This window comes from Vescimonas sp. (assembly GCF_057856985.1).
Window position 1 is genome coordinate 1 of record NZ_DBLZXX010000023.1, and the last position, 24629, is coordinate 24629.

Sequence of the window (24629 nt, forward strand, 5' to 3'; positions counted from 1 at the left end):
GCGGGAGTAAAGGGCTGTAATTTTATTATATTCGTTCATGTGCATACCTCCTGCGTCCACATAGTTTTCCTTACAGTTAAGATTATGCACCACAACGGGCACTGCCGTACTCCGCATCCCGGCGAAACTTCTTTGCGTTCTTGCTTTTGAAGTAGATCAGCAGGCGGAACGCCACCGCTCCCACAATGCCCACCAGCCAGTCAAAGAGAGCAAGGCCGGGGGCAAAGTCGGCAAAGGCTGCGCCGACAGTCTGACCCAGCCCCAGCAGCTTTTCCCCGAAGCCTGCGCCAGCGGCCAGACGGTACGCCGTCCCCAGCTTGAGGAACGCCCAGCTGATGAACACATAGGGAATGTTGGGCAGCACATATTTACGGAGCTTATCTGTCATACGACACCTCCTTTCGTCGAACCAAACTCCGCTCTGCTCCTTCGGCCATTTCATGTCCGAAATCCGCCCGCTCCGTTGTTTCTCCTCTTCCCACAAAGTCTTGCGACTTTGCGGGAGCCCTGTTTTCCTTGGGCAGCTTTTCCTTGGCAAGCTGCTGTTCCGCCTGCTTCATCTGTTCGGGGATCGTGGGCTGGCGGGACTTGGCCTTATCCAGCACCTTGCGGGAGTATTCCGAAAAGCAGGCGGTCATAGCGTCCGCCTGCCCGGACTTGAAGAACAGCAGGTATTTCCCCGGTTCGGTCTGATAAAAGGCATAGTCCACATTCCACTTCCGGGCTACCCGGTCAAAGAGCTTGGTATCCCCGGACAGTTCAAGGCTGTTAGTGGATGTGCCGTGCGCCATGAGCTTTTTCACGGTCTGCTTGCCGTGGGGCATCTGCTTTGCCCGGTGTGCCTTGGCGATCTTGCGCCCCACCGCCCGGAGAGCATAGGCAAGCCCCCGGGCGGTCAGCTTCGACGCCTTTACCGATACGGCAATCGTGCGCCGGGAAATATCCTCGTCTACCAGCCGTCATCGCCTCCTCTCTGGTAGAAATATGACCTCGGGACAAAATGTCCCAAGGTCAGCGGTCATCATGCTCCTTTCTCGGGTGCAGGCGTTCGCCCTCCAAAGAGGAACGGTCTATGACCTCCTTGTAGGCCGCCATCTGCTCCCGGATATTCAATTTGGGGTACGCAAAAATGCGGTGTTCGGCGGGAATATCCTCGATGCCGTGGTACACCTCCTTAAAGTCGCCGCTGCGGGTCAGATAGCCCGTGGGGGCGAAGTGGCCGCCCTCGTTGATCCGCATATCCCGCCCGTAGGCTTCAAAATCGAAGTAGGGCAGCACATTATCCGGCACATCCAACAGCTCCATGTCCTCTACATAGATGCGCCCCAGCGTTTCATCGTCGGTCACGCCGGGGTGCAGATCGTAGCAGTCCAGATTGTGAACAAGGTTGATGATGTCCGCCACGCTGGAAGTATGGTCGCCCTTATTGAGTACGGCCTCCAGCGTTTCGATCTCGTCGCTGTCCAGCTCGGAAATGAGATGCGCCAGATGGTTCAGCTCGTCCAAGTTTTCATACTCGGCGAGATAGTCGTATAAGCCCATCACATCGCCGTCAAAGGCGGTGATGAAAAACTCCTCATACCGCACACCGTCCACGCCGATGTTCTTTAAGAGCGATTGCACCTCCTCCGTGGTGGCCGGAAATTTCAGCGTTTCGCCCACAAGCTGCCCCTCGGCGTATTTACCGAGGTTGGTGATGTAGGCTTCAAATACCGTCATTTGCACCTCCTTTTGTCAGCGCCTCCGTGATCCCCGCCATGATGTACTCGGCACAGGGCAGCGCAATGGCGTTTCCCAACGCCCGATAGCGGTGAGAGGATAAAATTTCCTCCCCATCAGCGCCGTATCTTGTCCAGCCCTCCGGCAGCCCCATGAGCCGCTCACATTCCGTTTCTGTGGGAAAGCGGACGCAGCCCCCTGCGGGATCGTCCTCATACCAAAAGGCAAAGGGTGAAATGCCGCCCGCTAACAGAGTGGGAAAAGGGTCAGTTGGCAGTCCGAAGCTGTTTCGGAACGCTGTTTCCGTCCGCTCCTTGGCGGACGCCCGCATACGGAAGCATTGAAAGGGTCGGGTAATTGGTACACGCCGCCCTGCTTCAATAAAAGAGCCTCGATCTCCGCAGGCGGCGGGCAGCCCGCGATCTCCGCCACGTGCAGGAAGTGACTGCATTGTGCGGGGCTTAAAAAGTATTTCGTGGGAACGCCGTCCTCCAAAGTCTGCCACAAGAAAGATGCGCTGCCGTCGTGCCAGCCGGGGGCTTGCCCAATGCTGGGCGTCCATGAGCCGCCAGCAGAGGTCAGGCGTTCGCCCTCGCACCATTCCGGCTCCTGCCCATCTTCCAGAAGCAGGCATTGGAATATCGGTGTCTGTGAAAGCGGATAGGACGGCTCTAAAATCCATCCTGTCATTTGATGAAAACGCTCCCATGACATTTTCCCAAACAGCGATTGCTGGAAATAGACCATTTGTCGCCTCCCTCATTTCACGGATAATGCGGATGGCTTGAAAGAACAGACTGGACTTTTCTCCCGCAAGCCCCTTGCGGTTGCCGATCTGCGAGAGATTTTGACACGGTGAGCCAAAGGTGATGATATGGACGGGCGGGAGATCCCGCCCGTCCAATTTTGTCACATCCCCCAAGTGCGCCATATCGGGAAAGTGGCGCTTGGTGATAGAGATAGGGGCTTTTTCAATCTCGCTTGCCCATACCGGCTCAATGCCGCAGCGCACCGCCGCCAGAGGAAACACACCGATCCCGTCGAACAGGCTCCCCAGCCGGAGCGCCGTCATCTTATCTGCGCCCCTGTCCCTTGACGGTCAAAATGCCCTCAAGGGTGGTGGCGGTGATCCCGAGCCGCTGGGCAACGGCGATGTCGTTCTTCATGGCTTCGGTGACGGTATGACCGCACACCACCAGCACATGAGAACGGCGGAGCAGGTCGCACCCCATGTCGATACCGCTCTTATGTTCCTCTGGAACGGCGTCATTGAGGAAAAGCGGCTGATAGAGCGTCGGGCAGATAGGCGAAAAGCCCGCCTCATACACCGTGCGGCAATACTGCGCCGCCAGCTTCGTGTTTTCGTGGTCGCTGCCGCACCATGCGGCGGTAATATATGCGAGGGGTCGTTTCATTGTAAAAACCTCCAATTTATAATGTAGTAGGTCAGCCCAAACCCCACGCCCTTTCCCATTCTTGGGAAAGGGGGCGGCTCTGGAGGATATACCCCCGCCGCTTGCCGGAGAAAAAGCATAGCCGGGACAGGCGGTCAAGGGCTGGCCGCCGAAAACGGCGGTGCGATGCACCCTTGACAGCCCGCTCCCGGCCATGCTGAAATACGGGCGGCGACGGGGGATATAACCCAAAGAGCCATCCGGGGAAACGAAAGACCTCGGGACAAAAAGTCCCAAGGTCACTTTTCAAGATCCGTTTTCTTCTCGGGCTTGCCCAGCTCGGGCGGCTGCTTGGCCTTCCAGTCATCCAGCAGAGAAATGATCATGTCTTTCATTTCTCTCGGGGACTTGTCCTTGCCGAAATACTTTTCCAGTTCCGCGCTATTGATGATCACCTTGTCTACCTCCTTTTTCTCCTGCGACAGAATACCGTCGATCACATCGCCGTTGAGCTTGCCGTCCTTGTCCAGTTCCCGCATTTTCTGTGCCTGCGACAGCGAGGGCGAGGACTGCTGCCCCTCGATGGACACAGCGATATACCTCTGATTTTTGGGGCGGATGAATGAGATCTCCACCGCCGGGGTGAACGCCAGCTTTTTCTCGTCCACCATTTTCTGCAAATCCGGCACAAGCTCAGTCAAACGGATATACCGCTGCACCTGCTTGTAGTTCATACCGTTGCGATCTCCCACGACCTGCGTGGAACGTTTTCCGGCGTCCTTGTCCTCCTCGCCGGGACGGGAGCCTTGGTGCTTGATGGCCTCCACCTGCATTTTGAGCGACTGCGCCTTTTCCGTGGGCAAAATGCGCTCACGGTGACGGAGGTTGTCATCCGTCATAGCGAGGATGGCTTCATCGTCCGTCATGTTGCGGACGATACAGGGCATATTGCGATACCCGGCAAGCTCACTTGCCCGCTGGCGGCGGTGGCCTGCGATGATCTCGTAGCCGCCATCCTCACGGGGACGCACCAGCGCTGGCTGATTGACGCCCGCCGCCTTGACCGACTCCACAAGTCCCTGCATCTCCGCATCGTCCCGGACACCAAAGGGATGATTTTTGAACGGGTGCAGATCAGACAGGTTGAGATAAACGATCTCCTCTTTTTCGGCACGGGTGGCGTCACGGGGCGCAGACGGCTCCGGCGTAATCTCCGCGCCAGCGGGAGCACCGCCCTTATCCACGGCAGGCTTCTCCGGGACGGGCTTGCTTTGGGACTTTTTGTCCCGAGGTTTGGGCGGCTTGGCCTTATCGGGAGCAGCCTTGCCCTCCTTGGGCGGACGCCCTCTTCCGGGTTTGGCGGCCTTGTCCTTTTCCGTGGGCGGCTTCTGCTTGACCGCCTTTTTCTCTTCCTTGGCCGCCTCGTCACGGGCAGCGGCAAAATCCACCACCTTGCCGGAATGTGCCGGGGCGGGGTCATCCTTGCCGGGAACGGGCGGCTGCTCCTGCTCCTTTCCAGCCTTGGGGACTTCGGGAGCGGCAGGCTCCTCCACCTCAGCGTGGGTAACAGCGTCGGCGGGATCAGGCACGGCCTCGCCCATTTCAAAGAGCGCCGCCTGCCCCTCGTGTTCCAGCATGACCGCCTCCGCGTCAGTCAGCACAGGCTCGGGAACAGGCTGCTCCGGCACGGCGACATTTTCTACCGCAGGAGCGGGAGCCTCGGCGGGCGGGGCTGCCTCGGGAATATTCTTCTTATCATCTGCCATTTGCAAACCTCCTTTTTGTGGCATGAAAAAAAGCCAGTCCGCAGACTGGCCGGGTGGAAGTGACCTCCCTTCATGGTTTTATATATGAAAACGCCGCCCGTTGTCCTGTTGGGCAGCGTTGTTCTCAGGTTTCCTCAATATTTAGATTTCTATTGCGTTTCGGATATTCTTCTGCTATTATTATACTGTATTGTTGTATCATTAGGAGGCGTTTTATGGATAATAATGCTTTGAAATTTCCAGCATATTTCCCTGCAAAGTGCCCTCCCGAGGAAGCAACAGATGAGGAATGTGTTTTGTTCCGTTTATGCAAAAACTTAACCCTAACAGAACAAGATTTTGTATCTTTCTATCTGATTAACCCGCAAAAGCATAAGGACAATATCAACGCATACGGTTTATCTGTGTTTAGATCTGTAGATGATTGTAATCGTGCGAGGAGCAAGTCTCCCAATTTGAGAAGTAAATATAAGTATGTGGCAAGTGGATCAAATAATAGTCAACGGGGCAAATTACTAAGAACTCCCAGCGGAGCAAATCCAAACCACTATACTTGGTGGTTATATGATGGAGTAAAGCCACATACATTTTTTGAAATACATAACGGAGGAGGTGGTATAAGTGAGTGAATTGTTTGCGTCGCTCCCTTATATTGGTGATTTATATTACCGCCACATCTATCTGTTCTATGAAGAACCACAAATTTTTTCTTGCATGACAAAAACTATGCAACCGTACTTTGTTATTGCGGTTCCTGCAAAAAATGATGATTCTTCAGCATGGCTGGCTGTACCAATTTCGTTAGGCCGCCTTTTGAAAGCAGAAAAGAACTCTATTGAAATCCGGGATCTAATTACAAATCCAGAGTCTTTTCTTTGGAAAATAGAACTCGAAAATGACATCTTTGATGTTGCTACTATTGATCCTAAGACTTTAACAGATGATTTTCTGCCCGAATACGGTGAATTGCTTGACTTTAAAGCAGGCATGGAGGTTCTTCCTCCGATAGATACTCCGGCAGTTCAAGCAACTCAAGAGATGCGTGATATTATTGAAATTTCTCTTGAGAAAGATGACACACATATTACAGAAATCCCTTGTGCCGTGTTAGGTGATATGTTGAATAATGTCCAGCAGCTTATTTATGCAATCGCTTTTAAGAACGGTAGTTTACGCGGGACAATACCCAAAAAAATCAAAGAAGATTGTGCTCTATGTGCAACAGGGATGTTTGCGGCATCGGTTGGAATAAGACTAAAGTCTAATGAACTGTGTGACATCCATCGTGAAACGCCTTTGACGACAACGCTTCGAGATTTTAATCATTTGTTTATGGCTGCGAATGATAAAGATCGACTGCGTGAGTTCCTTTCAACACAGAATCCTCGAGTAGCAGTTAAATATAGAGCTTTATTGCAGTCGTTGTTGTCGAGCAAGACAGGCATAAAGATTAACAATGCATCGCCCAATAACGAGACATTTATTAAACATTTCTCAACAAAAGAATTATCTTCTAATCTTATTCTTATTAATTCTGAAATCGAAGAAATTGTTGAGCCAATTACGGTTTGTGGTCGGCTTGTAGGTGCGAATGTAGAGCGTTGCAGTTTTGAATTTATTACTGTCAGCAATGAGAGCATTAAAGGGCAACTTACACCAGCCCTCAGCAGTAGCGTGTTCTCTGTTCCGCAGAGTGTCGAAGCAGATATTGAAATACGCATTGGCTCCGACTCTATGACACGAGAAGAAAAATTGTTATATACATTGACTGCAATTAGACCTATTGTCCCACAATCAGAAACAGAAATCTAATCAGATTGTTGTAGTATCAGTTTTTTTCGTGTATGCAAGCGTATGCGTAAAGAAAGATTTTAATCTATCAACAGCAAGTTCCCGCTGCCTATAAAGATTTAGGCAACGGGAGCTTTTGTTAGAATAAATAACCTCTTGCTGACTGCCAGATTGATACTTTCAATTTTAGTCTGTTATAGTTTTATTTGTTGCTCGCATCTCTTCGTCCAAGTCGGCAAACATCAGCTTTAGCAAGATGTCTGCCATGCTTTCACCGTCTTTCCTGTACCGTGGCTCAACGATAAAAACTCGACCGCCAATTTCGTATCGTTGAGGCTCTCCGGCAATATATTCTTTTTCCATGCCTGCACCTCCTTTCCAACATGGACACAAAAATTATATCATGCCGTGGAGGGACGCAAAGCCGAAAAATTATTTTCCTTGATATACGGGCTTTCTTTGACTATAATGAAAGACATTCAGGGTGTGTTTTGGGGGTACCCGCGTATTGAAGCGCTCTTTTGACCCGGTTTAGGGGGTATGTAACCGCACTAACCGGGAGAGCGCTTGAATGGCATTCAAGAGGTCAGCGGTTCGATCCCGCTTATCTCCACCAAAGAAAACCTTGAAACCACAATGGTTTCAAGGTTTTCTTTTTGCCCAGATCAGGTAGCCGTCCTCTGCTCTTCTAACGCATTTCTAACTGCAAAACACGCCCCCTACATTTTCCAGCATCTTCCAGGCAAACCTTTCCAATACGCACCAGATGCGGTATAATGGATTTGCAAACTCCGGCGCACTTAGCCGAGGGCGCTTGTTTTACGGCACAAATCACATAAGAGAGGGATTCCATCACGAAGAAATGGACTGCGTTTTTCCTTGCCCTGCTGATCTACCTGCTGCCTGTCAGCGCCGTGGCCGCATCTCCCTGTGACAACCGGCAGCACACTCCACGACCCCACCTATGCCGACTGTACCGGCGGCTTCAAGTCCACGCGGTGACGACGGCACCCTGACCACGGTGGCGCCGGAAAACTTCCCCGCCGAGGGCGTGGAGGTGCTCCTTCCCTATCCCCAGGGCACGAACCGCAGCCGCACCTTTGTCATCACCCACATGATCACCTCCGGTGAGCGCGCGGGCCAGATCGAGACGCTGAAGGGAACCAGTACCAAGGGCGGCATCCTTGTCCGGTTCACCAGCATGTCTCCCGTGTGCATCACCTACCAGGTCCATACCTCTACCGGCGCAGACCGCACCGCCGCAGTGGGCGTGTCCTCCCCCAGGACAGCGGACAGCAGCCGCGTGGCACTGTGGAGCGCAGCCTGCGTGTGCAGCGCCGCCCTGCTCCTCTCCATAACGGTGAAAAAGAAGAAATACGCCTGATAAAAAACCTCCCCCGACCGCCGGTCAGGGGAGGTTTTTTTCTGTTGCTTTACTGCCACAGGGAGCACAGCAGGTCGGTGTAGGACGACGGATCCTCGATGGGCATGCCCGCGATGAGCACGGCCTGGTTGTAGAGGATCTCCGCGTACTTCTTGGCCTTTTCGGGGTCCGTCACCCGCGCCGCCTCGAAGGCCAGGAACGCCGGATGGTCCACGTTAATCTCCAGAATGCGCTTGGCCTTCAGGCCCAGCTCCGGCTGCACCGCCGTGAAGTACTTCTCCATCTCAAAGGTGACGCCCTCGCCGCTGGTAAGGCACACCGGATGGGTCTTGAGCTTGGTGGATGCCTTCACGGTGTCCACGCGGCCGCCCAGCGTCTCCTTGATGAAGTCGAAGGCGTCCTTGTAGTGCTCCGTCTCATCGGGCTTTTGGGCATCGCCCAGCTCCAGATCTCCGTCGATGGCGGAGCGGAAGGGCTTGTCCTGATACGTCCGCAGGATATCGGCCAGGAACTCGTCCGCCTTGTCCGTGAAGTACAGGATCTCCATGCTGTGCTCCTTTAAGAGCTCTGTCTGCGGCATATGATCGATGGCCTCCACCGTATCGCCGGAGGCATAATAGATGAACTTCTGATCCTCCTTCATGCGGCCCACGTACTCCGCCAGCGTCACCAGCTTCTTCTCCGTGGAGGAGTAGAACAGCATCAGATCCTGGAGCGTCTCCTTCTTGGCGCCGTAGTTGTCCATGGCGCACACCTTCAGCTGGCGGCCGAAGCTCTGCCAGAACTGCTCATACTTCTCCCGCTCGTCCCGCAGCATCCGCTCCAGCTCCCCGCGGATCTTCTTCTCCAGATTGGCGCAGATGATCTTCAGCTGCCGGTCATGCTGCAAAAGCTCGCGGGAGATGTTGAGGTTCAGATCCGGCGAATCCACCACGCCGCGGACGAAGTTGAAGCAGTCCGGCAGCAGGTCGGCGCACTTGTCCATGATCATCACACCGGCGGAGTACAGCTGCAGGCCGCTCTCATAGTCCTCGGTGTAGTACCTCCCGTTGGCCGCGGAGGGGATAAACAGCATGGCCTTGTAGGTCACAGCGCCCTCAGCGGACACGGTGATAACGCTCAGCGGCGGATGGGGGTCGGCAAACCGCTGCTGGTAAAATTCGTCGTACTCCTCCTTTGTCACATCGCCTTTCTTCCGCTGCCACAGAGGCACCATGCTGTTCAGCGTCTCCCACTCGTACTTCTCCTCGTACTCCGGTTTTTCGTCGGAGCTGCCCTCCTTCCGAACGGAATGGGGCATCTCCATGCGGATGGGGAAGCGGATGTAGTCCGAGTACTTCTTCACCAGCGCGTACAGCGTGTGCTCCCGCAGGTACTGGCTGTACTCCTCCTTCTCCTCGCCGTCTGCCTTGATGTGCATGATGATGTCGGTGCCCACTGTCTCCTTCTCGCAGGGCTCGATGGTGTAGCCGTCCACGCCGGTGGATTGCCACCTCCACGCCTGCTCCTGACCATACTTTCTGGTGATGACGGTGATCTCATCGGCCACCATGAACGCGGAGTAGAAGCCCACGCCGAACTGGCCGATAATGTCGGTGTCCGCGGCGGCCTCGCCCTCCATCTCCTGTCGGAACCGCAGGCTGCCGGAGGAGGCGATGACGCCCAGATTGTTCTCCAACTCGCTCTGGTCCATGCCGATACCATTGTCGCTGACGGTCAGCAGCCGCTTCTCCTTGTCCACTGCCAGCGTGATGGCAAACTGGTCGCGGCTGATGCCCACCTTATCGTCGGTGAGACTGAGATAACTCAGCTTATCGATGGCGTCAGAGGCGTTGGAGATGATCTCCCGCAGGAAGATCTCCTTGTGGGTATAGATCGAGTTGATCATCAGGTCCAGCAGCCGCTTGGACTCCGCTTTGAATTCCTTTCTTTCCATACAGGACACTCCTTTTTTCATAACATATCGGGGAGATGCGCAGCGCACCTCCCCGTCTTGTACCGTTTGCGGTTTCTCAGTCCCGACGGGCCACCAGCCAGCCCACGCAGGACAACACCGTCACCGCGGCGGACGCGATCATGACGCCCTTCAGCGCCGGTGCCGCCGCCTTCTTGATCTTACCGCCCACGCAGTGCGCCGCCTTGCCCGTCACCTTGGCGGTGAGATGTCTCGCCGCCGCAGCCGCGTGCCGTACAGCGGACAGGCACAGGGAAAAGCCCTTGCCCACCAGCGCCAGCGCCGTGCCGGCCGCCTTCTTCGCCGCACCGGCGGCGATCTCCAGAACCTTTTTCATGTGCAGCCTCCTTATATCGTAGTTTTCACCGTTTCACAGTCTCTGTAAAGTTAATTCGCTTCACAGTATGTCCGTCTGTTTCCGCCCCGCATCAGGGACATTTTCCGACGGCATTCCAACTTTCCTCTTTATTATAATCCCGCGATGGCCGTCTGTCAACGCGCCGCCTCTGCCGTTTTGCGCATTTTCCCTGTTTCGCACAAAACGCTTCAAAAAAAGAGACGGCTTCCGCCGCCCCCTTTTCTGCGCTGTTACCTCCGCACGACCTCCCGCCCGTCGGACCAGACGGACACGATGTTGTGCCGGTGGGTCATGTAGATAGCCCGCTCGAACCGCTCCCTCACCGACAGGGGATGGCTGGCCTCGGGGAAGTCGCCGTCATCGATGACCACCGCGTGGAGCTTATCCCCCACCGCAAAGCCGTCCCCCGCGCCGAAGTATTTGTGTCCCGCCGTGGTACCCAGATAGTATCCCTCCGGCACTGTCAGGAAATCGGGGTGCCAGCCGTCCGTGACCCGCCGTGCCTTGGAGGTGCGGATGGACATGGTGATGACCTTGTACATGGGCAGCTGCGCACCGCCGGCGATGTCGCTGCCCAGCGTGACCCACAGCCCCTCGTTGACCATCTGCCGCACGGGACACAGGCCGGAGCAGATGTTCACGTTGGAATCTGCGCAGTGTACCACCACTACACCGGCGTCGCGGATGGCCGCCCGTTCCCGCTGGTCGGAGTGGACGCAGTGGGCCATCACCGTGTGATCCTTCCACAATCCGTACTTGTCGTAAGTCTCCCAGTACTGCCTGCAGTCGGGGTGCAGCTCCCGCACCAGCTGGATCTCACGGGTGTTCTCCGACAGATGAGACTGCACATACAGTCCCCGCTCCCGGGCCAGCTGGCCCAGCGCCGTCATCAGCTCATCGGTGCAGCTGGGCGTGAACCGCGGCGTGATGATGGGCCTGACGTGTTCAAAATGGCACCCGTCCAGCCACCGCACCGTCTCGCGGATGGACTCCTCCGTGGTTTCCTCCAGCACCCCGGGCAGGCCATTGCGATCCATGTTCACCTTGCCTACATAGCCGGTGACGCCGGCCCTCTCCAGCTCATCCATCAAGATCCACGTGGCCTCCGTGTGGAGGGATGAGAACATGCACACCCTCGTGGTGCCGCTGGTGATGAGGTCGCTGGCCAGCCGCCGGTACACCCTGCGGGCGTAGTCCGTGTCGGCGAACCGCGCCTCCGTGGGGAATGTGTAGGTATTCAGCCAGTCCAGCAGCTGTAAGTCCATTCCCATGCCCAGCATGGGGTACTGCGGCGCGTGGAGGTGCATGTCCACGAAGGACTGCATCAGCAGCCGGTCGCCGTAGTCCCGCAGCTCTGCCCCCTCCAGCTCCTGGGGCAGATCGGAACAGACCGCCAGTATCACGCCGTCCTCCAACACCAAGCAGCCGTGCTCCAGGATGGACAGCTCTCCCATCTTGGGGGCGTGAACGATGTTTCCGCGCAGCACCTGTGTCATGACTCGTACCTCCCGTGAAAAATAAAAAGGCGTTCTGCACACTGTCAGAACACCCATAGTGGCGCCGTCGGCGGCGCCGTAGAAACGTCCCGCACCGTTGCTGCGGGACTATATGAGCCATATTCGTCTTTTTTGCATTATACCGCTTTTCGCCCCGTTTTGCAAGGAAAAAATCATATCCCGCTCCGCTGCCGCATAGGCTTGTCTATACCGCAGAGGAGGGATACCTGTGAAAAAAAGCCGCTTTACCCGTCTTGCCGCCATTGTTCTGGCCGCCGCCACGCTGTGGATCACCGCCGTCACCGCCGGTGCCGACAGCCTGCGCAGCGCGATTGCCGCCGTCCGCGACTCCGCCCGCCTGCCGGTGGCTCTGCTCCGCTGGGAGCTGGGCGACACGTTTCCGGTGGACGCGCTGGCTCTGCCCGCCATGCTGGCCCTGCGAGAGTCTCCGCTGCTGCTGTCCGCCTGGGCGGAGGTATCCTCCCTTCCTGCGTCCGATGACGCGGCCCCCGTATCGGAGCCCGACACGTCCCGGAAGGAGCCGGAGGAGACGCCGCAGCCCTCCCTGCCAGATGCGCCCCGGGACGATGCCGACAACGGCGCCGCGTCCCAGACTATCGCCCCCACCTCCCCCTCCGGCTTTGTGCAGGTAGGTGACGTATTTATCAAAAACAACTCCACCAAGGCGCTGGACCCCGCCTGGTTCGACGGCAGCTTCGCCGCCGCACTCTCCGACGACGCGCCCCAGGTTCTGATCGTCCACACCCACGGCAGCGAGGCCTACACCATGCCCAAAGGGCAGGAGTACGCCCCCACCGGCACCTGCCGCACGGCGGACAACTCGGTGAATATGATCCGCGTGGGTGATGAGATCGCTGCCGTCCTGTCCTCCTACGGCATCTCCGTCCTTCATGACCGTGTGCTGTACGACGATCCCGCCTACGACGGGGCCTACGAGCGGGCGGCGGATGCCATCCGCGGCTATCTGGAAAAATATCCCACGTTGTCCTTCGTGCTGGATGTCCACCGCGATGCCATCGAGGATAAGGCGGGTCACCAGTACAAGGTCATTACCCGCGAGGACCCCCGCTGTGCCCAGATCAGCTTTGTCATGGGCAGCAACAACGACCACTGGCTGGAAAATGTGAAGCTGGCCGTGGCGGTACAGCAGAGGCTGACGGACACCTCCCCCACCCTGATGCGCCCCATGACGCTGCGCAACTCCAATTACAACCAGCACCTGACCACCGGCAGCATGCTGGTGGAGATCGGCACCGCCGGCAACTCCCTCAGTGAGGCCCTTCGCGCTGCCCAGCTCTTCGCCGTAGGCTTCGCCCAGGTGATCACGGAAAAATAGTCCGGCATCTCAAACGATCGCAGGACTCTCCCCCACTGTGAACCTCAGCCAAATGGCGGCATGCGCCGCCTGAATGTCCACATGACGTCCCTTCCCCCGCATAAAAACAGGCCCCGCAGCCATGCCGCGGGGCCTGCTTGCAGTTCTGTATCCCTGCCGTGTCAACGGTTTTTCTTGGCCAGCTCCATCAGCTCGGGAAATTTCTTCACCACGTAGCTGTAACTCCCCCGCCCGTGGGGTACCAGGCAATTGGAGCAGTCCTTCACGCCGCTGTCCAGATAGACGAAGTTGCCGCCGCAGTGACTGCCCAGCGTATACAGCGGACAGTAGCAGAACAGACAGTTGAAGTCCTCCGGATGGTCGGTCTTGTGACACGGAAAGAACTCGCAGGCTCTGTGCTGGGTGAAGGAATAGTGACATTCCTCCGGTTTTTTTCTGTAAAGGTCGCTCACTTTACATTCCTCCTGTATAAATATTAATTCCACTACGGGATGTCCCGTGCCGCCAGCTGGCGGAGGCCGGGATGCCGCTCACTTCTTGATACTCTTGCGCCGCTCCTCCCATGCCTCCTGCGCCTCACGCAGGTGCTCGGCCAGCGAGTGGCTGGAGCGGAAGGCAAACAGGAAGTTGTTCTTCTCCCGCAGCTCGTCCTGACGGCTGCGGATATGGGATTTCAGGCGCTCGAACTTGATGTCCACCTCGTTCTCCTGGGCGAACTTACGGATGCGGGTGACCAGGTGTGCGGAGTAGACCACGTCGATGGTGAACACGCCGAAGAAGTATCCGATGACAAAAGAAAACGCCAGATTCTCCGACAGCCACCGCAGCGCATTCAGAATGTAGGGGTGTACCAGAAAGTAATATCCCGCGCTGGCCGCCGCCCAGATCAGGGAGAACTGCGGGCAGATGAGGCCCTGGATGTTTCCCCACTGGCTGCTGTAATCCCACAGGCGGATGTGCATGAACTTCAGGGACACGATACCGGCGATGTACTCGATGGCCGTCATGCTCACCGCCATGCCCAGAAACATCAGCAGCTTGCCGCCCGTGGTGTTGACCTTATGGGCGTCGCCGATATAGGCCAGCACAAACAGGATGCACAGGCCGAAACCGTACAGCGGCACGTAAGGGCCCACGCAGAAGCCCGGATTGATCCACTTCCGCTCCGGATTGGCGCCGGAGATGAAGCGCCGATAGAACAGCTCCAACACCCAGCCCAGCACGGAGCCGATGAAAAACAGATACGCCAACGTCAAAAACAGATTCATATATCCTCTATCCTCTTACTTCTTACTTTCTTCCGCGTTCCGCCGCCAATACCACATGGCGCATCAGCACGGCGGATGTCACCGCGCCCACGCCCCCGGGTACCGGCGTGATGGCATCCACCACGGCGGACACGGCGTCAAATTCCGCGTCGCCCACCATAGCGTTCCGCGCCGCATCCCAGCTCACGGACACATCGATCACCGTCTGGCCAGGTCGGACGTGAGATGCCGTCAGGCTCCCCGCCGCACCGGCCGCCGACACGATGATGTCCGCTCCGCGGGTGACGGCGGGCAGGTCCGCCGTAGCGGTGTGGCACACCGTCACCGTGGCATTCCGCGCCAGCAGAAGCATGGCCGCAGGCCGTCCCACCACGGGAGAGCGGCCGATGACCACCGCCCGCTTTTCGGCGCAGGCCACGCCGTAATGCTCCAGAAGTACCGTCACCGCCTCCGCCGTGCAGGGGGCGAAGCCCAAAGGCCGGCCCAGATACACACCGGCGGCGGAGGTGCCGGTCATGCCATCCACATCCTTTTCCGGCAGCAGCCGGTCACAGATCTCCGGCTCCGCGTCCCGCAGATGGGGCGGCAGGGGCCGCAGCAGCAAACATCCGTGGACGGTGCTGTCTGCGTTGACAGCATCGATGGCGTCCAGCAGCTGCTGCCGCGATGCCGTATCCGGCAAGGTACGGACCTCGACCTCTACGCCGCACAGTGCGCCGCGTTTCAGTGCGCCCCGCAGGTACGCGCCGTCCGCTTCGTTCTCGCCGCAGCGCAGGATCACCAGCTTCGGCGTCACTCCCTGCCGCGCCAGCGATGCCGTGCGCCCTTTCAGCTCTTCGGTCAGGGCCGACGCCGCTTCTCTGCCCGTCAATAGTCTTGCCATAGGCCGTTCCTCCTTACAGCAGGCGGTCCTTCACCTGCTTGAATACGGCGTCAGACGCCGCTTCGCCCCTGGCCAGCAGGGCAAGGCACCGCTCCGTCAGCGGTGCGCCCGCCGCGCCCATGGCCTTGGTATTCACCAGCACGTTCAGGGACGCCGCCCGCAATGCTCCGCCCAGAATGGCGGCGGCGCACCCGGCATCGGACACCGCCAGACGGGAGCCGATGTCCGCCAGACGCCCCGCAGCGGCCAGCGCATCCACGCACAGCTCCATGATCCGCAGCGGCACGGCACAGGCCGTCTCCGATGCCTGCACCAGCTTTGCCGCGCGGTCAGGCGCGTCCTTGGGCAGGGCATATACCGCCGCCAGCGGCAGGAATCCCTCCGCGTCCGCGGCCACCTGATCCAGCAGCTTTTCCTGTAAAGCATTTGTAGTTGACAGCAATTGCTGTATATCACTTTCTACCGCAGAGTAGGCTTTTTTCCCCGTGGTGAGGTTGGCCACCATGCCGCACAGTGCCGTGCCCACGGCGGCGGTCAGTGCCGCCGCGCCGCCGCCCCCGGGCGCGGGAGCTGCGGAGGACAGCACCGCCGTAAATTCGCGGCAGCTCCGCATCGTATCGTCCATAAAAGCGCTCCTCTCTTAAAACAGGCCCGTCACCGCGCCGGTGGCCGTATCCACATCGATGCGGCGGTAGGCGGGGTCGGAGCCGGTACCGGGCATCATGGAGATGCCGCCGGCCACGGGGCACAGAAACCGTGCGCCGCTGTACTCCAGCACATCCCGCACCGGCAGACGCCAGCCGGTGGGCACCCCCTTCTTCGTGGGGTCGTGGGACAGGGAGAGGTGTGTCTTGACCATCATGGTACAGAAATCCGCATACTTGGGGTCGCTCTCAAACCGTGCGGCCTTTTCCGCCGCCAGCGGCGACCAGTCCACGCCGTCCGCGCCGTAGACCTCCCTGGCAATGCGCTCCACCCGCTGGCGCAGAGGCATGTCATCGGGGTACAGCAGCTTCAGCTCCGACGGCTCCTCACACGCCTCCAGCACAACCCGCGCCAGCTCCTCTGCCCCCGCGCCGCCATAGCGCCAGTGGTCGGACACGGCGCAGCGCACGCCGTACTCCTCGCAGATGCGGCGCACCAGCGCCAGCTCCAGATCCGTATCGGTATAGAATCGGTTCAGGCACACCACCGGCGTGACACCAGACTTGCGGATGATGTTCACGTGGTGCAGCAGGTTGGCACAGCCCCGCTCCAGCAGGGTCAGGTCCTCTTTTGTGTAGGCGTCCGGCAGCGGACGGCCAGGTGTTACCTCCGGCCCGCCGCCGTGCATCTTCAGGGCGCGGACGGTGGCCACCAGCACCGACACATCCGGCTTCAGGCCGGACAGACGGCACTTCACGTTCCAGAACTTCTCGAACCCGATGTCGGCGGCGAAGCCGGACTCAGTGACGTGATAGTCGAACAGCTTTGTGCCCAGCCGGTCCCCGATCACCGAGGACTGGCCGATGGCGATGTTGGCGAAGGGCCCCGCGTGGACCAGCACCGGTTGGTGCTCCACGGTGTAGCACAGGGTGGGATTTATCGTATTGCGCATCCAGGCCGTCATGGCGCCCGCCACCTCCAGATTCTCGGTGGTGACAGGGCGGCCCTGCCGGTCGTAGGCCAGCACGATGTCGCCAATGCGGCGGCGCAGATCCGGCAGGTCCCGCGCCACCGCCAGAATGGCCATCAGTTCGGAGCTAACGGCGATGTTGGCGCAGGTGTCCATGGGGTAGCCGTCCATCTTTCCCTCGCCCAGGCCGATACGCATCTTCCGCAGCGCCTGGCAGCAGAAGTCCAGTACAAAGCTCCACTGCACCCGCTCCGGATCGATGTCCAGACGGCGCAGACCGCGCTGGGCCAGCTTGGCATCGTCGTAGTTCCGCTCGTGCTGCATGCGGGCGTTCAGCGCTGTCATGGCCAGATTGTGGGCGTTCATGATGTCGTTGATGTCGCCGGTCAGGCCCAGCGAAAACTCAGTCATGGGGATCAGCAGGGCGTTGCCGCCGCCGGCAGCGGTGCCCTTGACGTTCATGGTAGGGCCGCCGGAGGGCTGGCGCAGGCAGCCTCCCACGTTCTTGCCCAGGTGTCCCAACCCCTCGATGAGGCCCAGAGACGTGGTAGACTTGCCCTCTCCCAGCGGCGTGGGGGTGATGGCCGTGACCTCGATATATTTGCCGCTGGGCCGGTCCTTCAGCCGCTCCATGATGCGCAGAAAATCCAGCTTGGGCGTCTTGCCGTAGGGAATAAGCTCCTCCGGCAGGAGGCCCATCCGGCGGCGGAACTCCTCCACCGGCGGCAGCGCCCTCTCTGCTGCCGCGCCGATCTGCCAGTCGGGGTAGACTGTGGGGTCCAGCATGATCCGCTCCCCACCGTCCGCATAGCTGCCGTCTGTAAACCGTATCTCCATGTCGCATCCTCCCCAGTATATTCTGCTGACCATTATACACAATGCCCGCCTGTCCCGTCAATCACCGTTCCGCAGGGAACGTCTGAATTCCCTCTTGTTTTTCCCTGCGGCGTGCTGTATAATGCTCTCAGCCTGTGTGTAGGAATGGTGCGTTAAGTGCCGGACGGATGGGAGGCTGCCGCCGGACGAAGGAGCTTGCTCCGCGATTCCATTCCAGCTTCCACACGGTGCAATTCTGCTGTTTTATCTATGAGATCCCTCCCATCCCAAGGATAAGGAGGTTTTTTTATGCCCGAAAAAGAATTGCCGCGCACCGTATCCCGTCCCGTGTTCAACACCTACGCTCTCACCGTCTGCGCCCTGCTGACCGCGCTGAGCGTGGTGCTGGCACGGGTGCTGACCCTCATCCCCGCCGAGACCACCCGTATCTCTCTGGAGGCCGTGCCTATCGTGCTGTCGGGCCTGCTGTTCGGCCCCATTCCCGGGGCGGTGGTGGGCTTCGCCGCCGATCTCATCGGCTGCCTGTTCTCCCCCTTCGGCTACAATCCCATTTTCTGCGTGCCCCCCATCCTGTACGGCCTGCTGGCCGGTGCGGTACGGCGGTATGTGACGGACCGGCCAGCCCTGCTCCGCACGGCGCTGGCCTTCTTCCCCGCGGCCATCGTGGGCTCCGTCCTGTGGCAGAGCATGGCGCTGGCTCTGGTGTACGGCGGCGATGCCAAGCAGGCATTTTTTCTGGCAAAGCTGGTGTCCCGCAGCATCCAATTCGCCCTCACCGGCACGGTGGACACGCTGATCGTGTGGCTGCTGCTGCGCCGCGGCGCACTCAACGCTGTGCAGCGGCGTATCCAGGTCAAGGGAGGCGCAGAGCATGACCATCAATGAAGCCCTGGATTACATCCATGCGGTGGACTGGCGGCGCAGCAGCCTGGGCCTGAGCCGCATCGACGAGCTGCTGGCCCAGATGGGACATCCGGAGCGGACGATGAAGTTCGTCCACGTCACCGGCACCAACGGCAAGGGCTCCACCTGCGCCATACTGGCTTCCGTGCTGCGGGCAGCGGGCTATCGCACGGGGCTCTACACCTCGCCCTACATCTTCCGGTTCAACGAGCGGATGCAGATCGACGGCGCGCCCATCTCCGATGCGGAGCTGTGCGCCGTGACGGAGGAGGTGCGGCCGCTGGCGGACGGCATGGCCGACCACCCCACGGAATTTGAGATGGTGACAGCCATCGCCTTCGCCTGGTTCGCAAGTCGAAATTGCGACATCGTGGTATGCGAGGTGGGCATGGGCGGCGAGCTCGACGCCACCAATGTCATCCCCGCGCCGGAGGCGGCGGTGCTGTGCAATATTGGGCTGGACCACACCGCCTACCTGGGCGACACGGCGGAGAAGATCGCCGCCACCAAGTCCGGCATCATCAAAGCCGGCTGCGACGCGGTGCTTTACCCCTGTGCGCCGTCGGTGCGGGAGGTGGTGGCGGATCGCTGCCGTCGGTGCGGTGTGACGCTGCACCCTGTGGACATGGATACCTTGGTCCCTGTCAGCCATTCTCTGGAGGGGCAGGAGTTCAGCTTCGGTTCTCTGTCCGGCCTGCACCTGCCCCTGCTGGGACGGATGCAGCTGCGCAACGCCGCTGCGGCTCTCACTGCGGTGGAGGTACTGCGCCGCCGGGGCTGGGCCATCGGTGAGGACGCCGTGCGGCAGGGTCTGGCGCAGGTGCGCTGGCCCGTCCGCTTTGAGGTGGTACGCCGCAAGCCGCTGGTGGTGATGGACGGCGGCCACAACCCCCAGTGCATGGCGGCGCTGGTGGAGAATATTCAGGACTACCTGCCGGACCGACCCTTGACGGTGCTCACCGGCGTGCTGCGGGACAAGGACTATCACCGGATGTACGCCCCGCTGCTGCCCTATGCGGCGCAGTTCATCACCGTGACGCCGGACAGTCCCCGGGCCCTGCCGGCCCAGGAGCTGGCGTCATATCTCCAGACGCTGGGCAAGCCTGTTACCGCCTGCGATACCGTGGCGGAGGGCGCTGCGCTGGCCCTGGCGAAGGCTGCCAACGGCGGTGCTGTGCTGTGCTGCGGTTCCCTGTACCTCATGGGTGAGGCCGAAGCGGCGCTGCTCCGCTGAAAAACCAGACAAAAAGGACAGGCATGACCAGTGGTCATGCCTGTCCTTTTTGTCTGTCCGCTGTCTCAGGCGGCCTTTTCCGCCTTCAGGGCGTAGGCGGCGCCGGCTTCGATGTTGGTGGCATCCACACCGGTGGAGGCGTACTCCCCGTTGATGTAGAACGCCCAGTACGCACCGTCGGTGTTGTAGTCCAGCGTCACACCGTTGACGGTGGTGACGTACAGGCCGTACTCAGTGGTGTCACCGGCCACGACGCCCAGCTCCAGCAGAGCCTCGCCCACCGTCTCCTTGTCGGTGTTGACGGTGAAGGTGATGGATGTGCCGTCCAGCTGGGCGACCTCCACGGTGAAGGCGGTCTTGCCCTCGCCGATCACGTCGCCGTCAGCCACCACGCGGTCCTGCGGGGCAGCGGCATCGCCGTTGTCGCCGGTGTTGTTGTCGGTATCGGTGACAGCGCCCGCGTCCTTATCGGCGGCGCCGTTGTCCTGTGCCTTATTGCCGCAGGCGGCCAGAGACAGTACCATCACCAGCGCCAGCAGCAGGGCCAGCAGCTTATTCAGTCCGTTCTTTTTCATGCTTGTTTACTCCTTTTCGATCAATGCTATCAGCAAACTGCCCCGCGTCACGGTGACGCGGACAGGGTTGCCCACATAATGATTGCTGACACCCAGAGGAAATGACGATGTCAGCACCGCATCATGCACCGTGTACTGGCCGCCCTCGATGGTGACGCCCTGCGCGTCCGCGCCCATGCAGAACACGGACACGATACCCCTTTCCCGGGCGGGCAGGGTGATGCTGCCGTCCCGGATGGCGGTGAACCGCTCCCTGTCGCCGTACAGCCAGCCCCGTGCGCCGTGGTCCGCCAGATACAGCAGCCCCTGAAGGTTGGCGATGGTATGGTCGGTGCGGCCGCCCATGCCGCCGTAGAGGTGAAATTCTGTCTCACCGCGGCCCAGCCCCTCCTTGATGGCCAGCATCATGTCGGTATCGTCCTTCTCCACCGGCACGCGGCGGATGCGGGCGAAGTCCGGCATGGTGTGCAGGGAGTCGAAATCCCCCAGCAGCAGGTCCGGCGTGATGTTCTCCCTGCGGCAGATGCGCCAGCCGCCGTCGGCGGCAATGACGGTGTCCCCCGCCGCGGGACGCTGCGGCAGACCGTAAAAGCCTCCTGCACCGAAAATATAACAGGCCACTTGCGCTCCTCCTTTACATCCACATGGCGAACAGCCGCAGCACCACACCCACGACTCGCAGATACCATGGCCGCGCCGCCATGCGCGCCGGCGTCACCGGCTGGCTGTTCTGGATGATGTTGTCCATATCCTCCAGCAGCGACTCAATGGCGGGCATGCGGTACAGCAGCTCGCCGCACTCAAAGTGCAGCTGGAAGCTGCGGAAGTCCATGTTCACCGAGCCCACGAAGGCCGCCTCGCGGTCCACCATCACGGTCTTGCCGTGGATAAGGCCCGGCGTGTAAGTATATATCTTCACATGGTGGCCTGTCAACTCCGGAAAATAGCTCTGGGCCACCTGATAGGCAAACCAGTGGTCGGGGATGCCCGGCATCATCAGCCGCACATCCACGCCGCTGTCCCCCGCCACGCACAGTGCCTTGATCATGGGCTCGTCGATGGCCAGGTAAGGCGTGGTGATATACACCGTCTGGCGGGCCCGCGTGATCAACTGGAGGAACACATCCTCCGCCGTGGCGTCAGGATTGTTGTCCGGCCCATCCACGATGGTCTGGCAGAAGCCGTCGGAGGCGGCGCTGTGAATAGGGCGGTAGTAGTCATGCTCGTTGTGCATCTCGCCGCCCAGGCGCTCCCACATGTAGATGAACTCACGGGTCAGGCCCCAGGCGCCCTCGCCCTCCAGCCGCAGGCCGCAGTCCTTCCAGTAGCCGAAGCGCCGGATGATGTCGGCGTACTCATCGGCCAGGTTGGCGCCGCCGGTGTAGGCCACATCGCCATCGATGCAGGTGATTTTCCGGTGGTCGCGGTAGTTGAAGTACAGCCGGTTCACGTAGTGGTGTACCGGATTAAAGACGATGACCTCCACACCGGCACGGCGCAGGGCATCCACCCGCTCCGCCGGCATGCGCATCATGCTGCCGAAGTCGTCGAAGATCAGCTTGATCTCCACGCCCTGCCCGCTCTTGCGGCGCAGCACATTGGTCAGCCGGTCCCATATCTCGCCCTCGGCCATAATGAAGTACTCCAGGAAGATGAAGCGCTCCGCCTTCTCCATGGCGGACAGCATATCCTCCAGAAAGTCCTTGCCGGTGGGCAGATATACTGCGTCTGTCGCCCTGTAAAGGGAAAAACCTTTATTGTTCAGATAGGACGCCAGCGGAGCCCACTGGGGCATGCTCTGCCGCAGCTTTTCTATGTTCAGGCGGCTCTCTTCCTGCTTGCAGGCGGACTCCTGAGGCCGCGGCAGCTTTTTCAGGTCCAGACGCTTGGACTGCCGCCCGCCGTTCCACAGCCAGTAGAGCATCAGGCCCACCACCGGCAGGAATAGAATCAGGAATATCCATCCCACCTTGTAGCTGGTGGTCCCGGGCTTCGTCCAGATATACACAGCGCAGACGAATGCCACCAGCTCCAGCGCGGTGTAGGCCAGCGCCGCCCGCTGCTTCAGTACAGTGCTCAGGAGGAGCACCAGCGCGATCTGGGCCACCAGCAGCACAGCCACCAGCACCAACCGCAGCGCCGCAGATATGCGGCGTTCTGTCCTCTGTTGGACTCTCGGTTTTTTCATAGGCGTTCCTCCTTCTCTCTTTCTATCGGGGCAATTACCTTATTCCTGGGAGCTGCGCAGCAGGTGCTGCTGGATGTCCCAGAGCTTATCGGACAGGTCCACGTAGTACTTGTGGGGGTAGTCGAAACGCTTCACCTCATCCCACAGGGTGTCTATCTGCTGACGGCAGTATTCGCGGATCTCCGGCAGCGACGGGCTGTCGTATACCCGCTTGCCGTGCAGAAACACCGGCACCAGCAGCTCGCGGGCCTCGAAATTGTAGATGCGCTTTTTCTTCCATGTGGCCAGCGGATCGAAGATGGTCAGATCTCTGGTATCGTCCACGGTCTCATCGTGGAGGGCCATGTAGTCGGCCAGAGCCTTGCCGTTGTCGCGGCCGTAGAAGCGGTACACCTTCTTGAAATGGGGCACCGTGATCTTCTCCACGTTCTCGCTGACCTTGATCTTGGGCACGATGGTGCCGTCCGGCTCCTCAACGGCCACCAGCTTATAGACGCCGCCGAACACCGGCTCGGACTTGGCGGTGATGAGCCGCTCGCCCACGCCGAACATGTCGATCTGTGCGCCCTGCAGCAGCATATCCTGGATGAGGTACTCGTCCAGCGAGTTGGACACGGAGATCTTGCAGTCCGTCCAGCCCGCATCGTCCAGCATTTTGCGGGCCTTCTGCGTGAGGTAGGCCAGGTCGCCGGAGTCCAGGCGGATGCCGCACTGGGTGATGCCCAAAGGCTTGAGCACCTCGTCAAAGGCACGGATGGCATTGGGGATGCCGGAGTGCAGCGTGTTGTAGGTGTCCACCAGCAGCGTGGCGTTGGTGGGATACAGGCGGCAGTAGGTCTTAAACGCCTCCAGCTCGCTGGGGAACATCTGGACCCAGGCATGGGCCATAGTACCGCCGGCGGGCACGCTGTACACCTCGTCCGAAAGTGTGCAGGCCGTACCGGCTACGCCGCCGATATAGGCCGCGCGGGCGCCCACGATGGCGGCGTCCGCACCCTGTGCACGGCGGGAGCCGAATTCCAGCACCGTCCGGCCCCGGGCGGCCCGCTGGATGCGGTTGGCCTTAGTGGCGATGAGGCTCTGGTGGTTGATGGTCAGCAGGGTGAAGGTCTCGATGAGCTGGGCTTCGATGGCCGGTGCGCGCACCACCACCAGCGGCTCCTTGGGAAATACCGGCGTGCCCTCGGGAATGGCATAGATATCGCCGGTGAAACGGAAGTCACGGAGATAGGCCAGAAATTCCTCGCAGAAGATGCCGCGGCCCCGCAGGTAGGCGATGTCCTCCTCCGAGAAGTGCAGGTTCTCGATGTAGTCGATGAGCTGCTCCAGTCCCGCCGTGATGGCGAAGCCGCCGCCGTCCGGCACCTTCCGGAAGAATACGTCGAAATACACGATGCGATCCTTGTAGCCGGTCTGGAAATACCCGTTGCCCATGGTCAGCTCGTAGAAATCGCAAAGCATAGTCATGTTCAGCTTTTCCTGTGTTTTCATCCTTCATACCTCAATATCGGTCTTTGCGCGCCGCGCAAAGTGTATTAAGTGTATTATACCGCGATTTTCCCCTTCACGCAACCCTTGCCGGTTTTTCCCAGCCACTCTGCGGAAAATGCGAAAAATGGGCAAGCTAAACCACCGGTCGGTTGCGTTTTCCGGCACATTTGCTACAATAGCGGCGAGGTGATCACTTTGGACAAACAAATTCTCGGCGCCTTTATCGCTGAAAATCGCAGACGCCGGCACCTGACTCAGCAGCAGCTGGCCCAGATGCTCCACGTCACCGATAAGGCCGTGAGCAAATGGGAACGTGGAGTTTCCCATAGTTAAAGATACCACACCAAATATGATGAACCCACGCTTATACACTACCAGCTATAATAAACCGCAAGGACAGCAATTTGATGATACTG

At 59.3% G+C, this 24629-nt stretch carries 25 protein-coding genes, 1 tRNA gene, 1 pseudogene and 2 riboswitches; of the genes and pseudogenes, 8 read left to right on the forward strand and 19 right to left on the reverse strand.

Going from position 1 to position 24629, the window contains the following annotated elements; all coding sequences use genetic code 11:
• Positions 1-88 precede the first annotated feature (88 nt).
• The 6 genes and pseudogenes from ACZM22_RS09920 to ACZM22_RS09945 form a co-directional block, all read right to left on the reverse strand.
• Positions 89-388: pseudogene (locus ACZM22_RS09920) on the reverse strand (VirD4-like conjugal transfer protein, CD1115 family); the annotation flags it as partial.
• Complete coding sequence (locus ACZM22_RS09925) at positions 378-863, reverse strand: PcfB family protein (RefSeq protein ID WP_489543939.1); 486 nt, start codon at positions 861-863, stop codon at positions 378-380. The gene ACZM22_RS09925 and the pseudogene ACZM22_RS09920, both read right to left, overlap by 11 nt.
• A 148-nt stretch (positions 864-1011) precedes the next feature.
• Positions 1012-1719, reverse strand: a complete 708-nt coding sequence (locus ACZM22_RS09930; RefSeq protein WP_489543940.1) for an antirestriction protein ArdA — start codon at positions 1717-1719, stop codon at positions 1012-1014.
• Complete coding sequence (locus ACZM22_RS09935; RefSeq protein ID WP_489543941.1) at positions 1706-2791, reverse strand: DNA cytosine methyltransferase; 1086 nt, start codon at positions 2789-2791, stop codon at positions 1706-1708. The genes ACZM22_RS09930 and ACZM22_RS09935 overlap by 14 nt, the downstream gene beginning before the upstream one ends.
• Position 2792: 1 nt before the next feature.
• Complete coding sequence (locus tag ACZM22_RS09940; protein WP_489543942.1) at positions 2793-3134, reverse strand: DUF7768 domain-containing protein; 342 nt, start codon at positions 3132-3134, stop codon at positions 2793-2795.
• A 278-nt stretch (positions 3135-3412) separates the two neighbouring features.
• Positions 3413-4879 carry a ParB/RepB/Spo0J family partition protein gene (locus ACZM22_RS09945; protein ID WP_489543943.1) on the reverse strand — a complete coding sequence of 489 codons (1467 nt, stop codon included), beginning with the start codon at positions 4877-4879 and terminating at the stop codon, positions 3413-3415.
• Positions 4880-5094: 215 nt separating this feature from the next.
• On the opposite strand from ACZM22_RS09945, the gene ACZM22_RS09950 reads away from it, so the two are divergent.
• Both ACZM22_RS09950 and ACZM22_RS09955 read left to right on the forward strand, forming a co-directional pair.
• Positions 5095-5508: a hypothetical protein gene (locus ACZM22_RS09950; protein WP_215688865.1), complete on the forward strand. Its 414-nt coding sequence runs from the start codon at positions 5095-5097 to the stop codon at positions 5506-5508.
• Positions 5501-6691, forward strand: coding sequence for a DUF6575 domain-containing protein (locus tag ACZM22_RS09955; RefSeq protein ID WP_489543944.1), 1191 nt, complete (start codon positions 5501-5503; stop codon positions 6689-6691). The genes ACZM22_RS09950 and ACZM22_RS09955 overlap by 8 nt, the downstream gene beginning before the upstream one ends.
• A 165-nt stretch (positions 6692-6856) precedes the next feature.
• Here ACZM22_RS09955 and ACZM22_RS09960 read toward each other — a convergent pair whose 3' ends face one another.
• Entirely contained in the window at positions 6857-7033 is a 177-nt protein-coding gene (locus tag ACZM22_RS09960; RefSeq protein WP_489543945.1) for a hypothetical protein, read from the reverse strand.
• Between the two features lie 171 nt (positions 7034-7204).
• Between ACZM22_RS09960 and ACZM22_RS09965 the strand changes: the two genes are divergently transcribed.
• Both ACZM22_RS09965 and ACZM22_RS09970 read left to right on the forward strand, forming a co-directional pair.
• Positions 7205-7286, forward strand: a tRNA-OTHER gene (locus tag ACZM22_RS09965).
• A gap of 348 nt (positions 7287-7634) precedes the next feature.
• Complete coding sequence (locus ACZM22_RS09970) at positions 7635-8054, forward strand: hypothetical protein (RefSeq protein WP_489543946.1); 420 nt, start codon at positions 7635-7637, stop codon at positions 8052-8054.
• A 49-nt stretch (positions 8055-8103) separates the two neighbouring features.
• Here the strand turns inward: ACZM22_RS09970 and htpG are convergent, their stop codons facing one another.
• The 3 genes from htpG to ACZM22_RS09985 form a co-directional block, all read right to left on the reverse strand.
• On the reverse strand, positions 8104-9990 hold the full coding sequence (gene htpG, locus ACZM22_RS09975) for a molecular chaperone HtpG (protein ID WP_489543947.1): 1887 nt from the start codon (positions 9988-9990) through the stop codon (positions 8104-8106).
• A 76-nt stretch (positions 9991-10066) separates the two neighbouring features.
• Positions 10067-10345, reverse strand: coding sequence for a hypothetical protein (locus ACZM22_RS09980; protein ID WP_489543948.1), 279 nt, complete (start codon positions 10343-10345; stop codon positions 10067-10069).
• 251 nt (positions 10346-10596) lie between these two features.
• Positions 10597-11862, reverse strand: a complete 1266-nt coding sequence (locus ACZM22_RS09985; protein ID WP_489543949.1) for an amidohydrolase family protein — start codon at positions 11860-11862, stop codon at positions 10597-10599.
• Between the two features lie 36 nt (positions 11863-11898).
• Positions 11899-11998: riboswitch (purine riboswitch) on the reverse strand.
• Between the two features lie 93 nt (positions 11999-12091).
• On the opposite strand from ACZM22_RS09985, the gene spoIIP reads away from it, so the two are divergent.
• On the forward strand, positions 12092-13219 hold the full coding sequence (gene spoIIP, locus ACZM22_RS09990) for a stage II sporulation protein P (RefSeq protein WP_489543950.1): 1128 nt from the start codon (positions 12092-12094) through the stop codon (positions 13217-13219).
• Positions 13220-13380: 161 nt separating this feature from the next.
• Here the strand turns inward: spoIIP and ACZM22_RS09995 are convergent, their stop codons facing one another.
• The 5 genes from ACZM22_RS09995 to ACZM22_RS10015 form a co-directional block, all read right to left on the reverse strand.
• Complete coding sequence (locus tag ACZM22_RS09995; RefSeq protein ID WP_489543951.1) at positions 13381-13671, reverse strand: cysteine-rich small domain-containing protein; 291 nt, start codon at positions 13669-13671, stop codon at positions 13381-13383.
• 78 nt (positions 13672-13749) lie between these two features.
• Complete coding sequence (locus tag ACZM22_RS10000) at positions 13750-14487, reverse strand: putative ABC transporter permease (RefSeq protein ID WP_489543952.1); 738 nt, start codon at positions 14485-14487, stop codon at positions 13750-13752.
• Positions 14488-14509: 22 nt separating this feature from the next.
• Complete coding sequence (locus tag ACZM22_RS10005) at positions 14510-15370, reverse strand: bifunctional 5,10-methylenetetrahydrofolate dehydrogenase/5,10-methenyltetrahydrofolate cyclohydrolase (RefSeq protein ID WP_489543953.1); 861 nt, start codon at positions 15368-15370, stop codon at positions 14510-14512.
• Between the two features lie 13 nt (positions 15371-15383).
• Positions 15384-15995 carry a cyclodeaminase/cyclohydrolase family protein gene (locus ACZM22_RS10010; protein WP_489543954.1) on the reverse strand — a complete coding sequence of 204 codons (612 nt, stop codon included), beginning with the start codon at positions 15993-15995 and terminating at the stop codon, positions 15384-15386.
• Positions 15996-16010: 15 nt separating this feature from the next.
• Positions 16011-17822, reverse strand: a complete 1812-nt coding sequence (locus ACZM22_RS10015; RefSeq protein ID WP_489543955.1) for a formate--tetrahydrofolate ligase — start codon at positions 17820-17822, stop codon at positions 16011-16013.
• 132 nt (positions 17823-17954) lie between these two features.
• A riboswitch (THF riboswitch) is annotated at positions 17955-18050 on the forward strand.
• Between the two features lie 60 nt (positions 18051-18110).
• Between ACZM22_RS10015 and ACZM22_RS10020 the strand changes: the two genes are divergently transcribed.
• Complete coding sequence (locus ACZM22_RS10020) at positions 18111-18707, forward strand: folate family ECF transporter S component (RefSeq protein WP_489543956.1); 597 nt, start codon at positions 18111-18113, stop codon at positions 18705-18707.
• The gene (locus ACZM22_RS10025) at positions 18694-19959 is read left to right on the forward strand and encodes a bifunctional folylpolyglutamate synthase/dihydrofolate synthase (protein WP_489543957.1); all 1266 of its coding nucleotides are present in this window, start codon (positions 18694-18696) and stop codon (positions 19957-19959) included. Before ACZM22_RS10020 ends, ACZM22_RS10025 begins: the two co-directional genes overlap by 14 nt.
• A gap of 65 nt (positions 19960-20024) precedes the next feature.
• Here ACZM22_RS10025 and ACZM22_RS10030 read toward each other — a convergent pair whose 3' ends face one another.
• The 4 genes from ACZM22_RS10030 to ACZM22_RS10045 are packed head-to-tail and all read right to left on the reverse strand — an operon-like array spanning position 20025 to position 24213.
• Positions 20025-20534, reverse strand: a complete 510-nt coding sequence (locus ACZM22_RS10030; RefSeq protein ID WP_489543958.1) for a DUF4430 domain-containing protein — start codon at positions 20532-20534, stop codon at positions 20025-20027.
• Positions 20535-20540: 6 nt separating this feature from the next.
• Positions 20541-21155, reverse strand: a complete 615-nt coding sequence (locus tag ACZM22_RS10035) for a thiamine diphosphokinase (RefSeq protein ID WP_489543959.1) — start codon at positions 21153-21155, stop codon at positions 20541-20543.
• 13 nt (positions 21156-21168) lie between these two features.
• On the reverse strand, positions 21169-22722 hold the full coding sequence (gene cls / locus ACZM22_RS10040) for a cardiolipin synthase (protein WP_489543960.1): 1554 nt from the start codon (positions 22720-22722) through the stop codon (positions 21169-21171).
• A 39-nt stretch (positions 22723-22761) separates the two neighbouring features.
• Positions 22762-24213 carry a nicotinate phosphoribosyltransferase gene (locus tag ACZM22_RS10045; RefSeq protein WP_483268281.1) on the reverse strand — a complete coding sequence of 484 codons (1452 nt, stop codon included), beginning with the start codon at positions 24211-24213 and terminating at the stop codon, positions 22762-22764.
• A gap of 186 nt (positions 24214-24399) precedes the next feature.
• Between ACZM22_RS10045 and ACZM22_RS10050 the strand changes: the two genes are divergently transcribed.
• Complete coding sequence (locus ACZM22_RS10050; protein WP_489543961.1) at positions 24400-24546, forward strand: helix-turn-helix domain-containing protein; 147 nt, start codon at positions 24400-24402, stop codon at positions 24544-24546.
• The last annotated feature ends 83 nt before the right edge of the window (positions 24547-24629 follow it).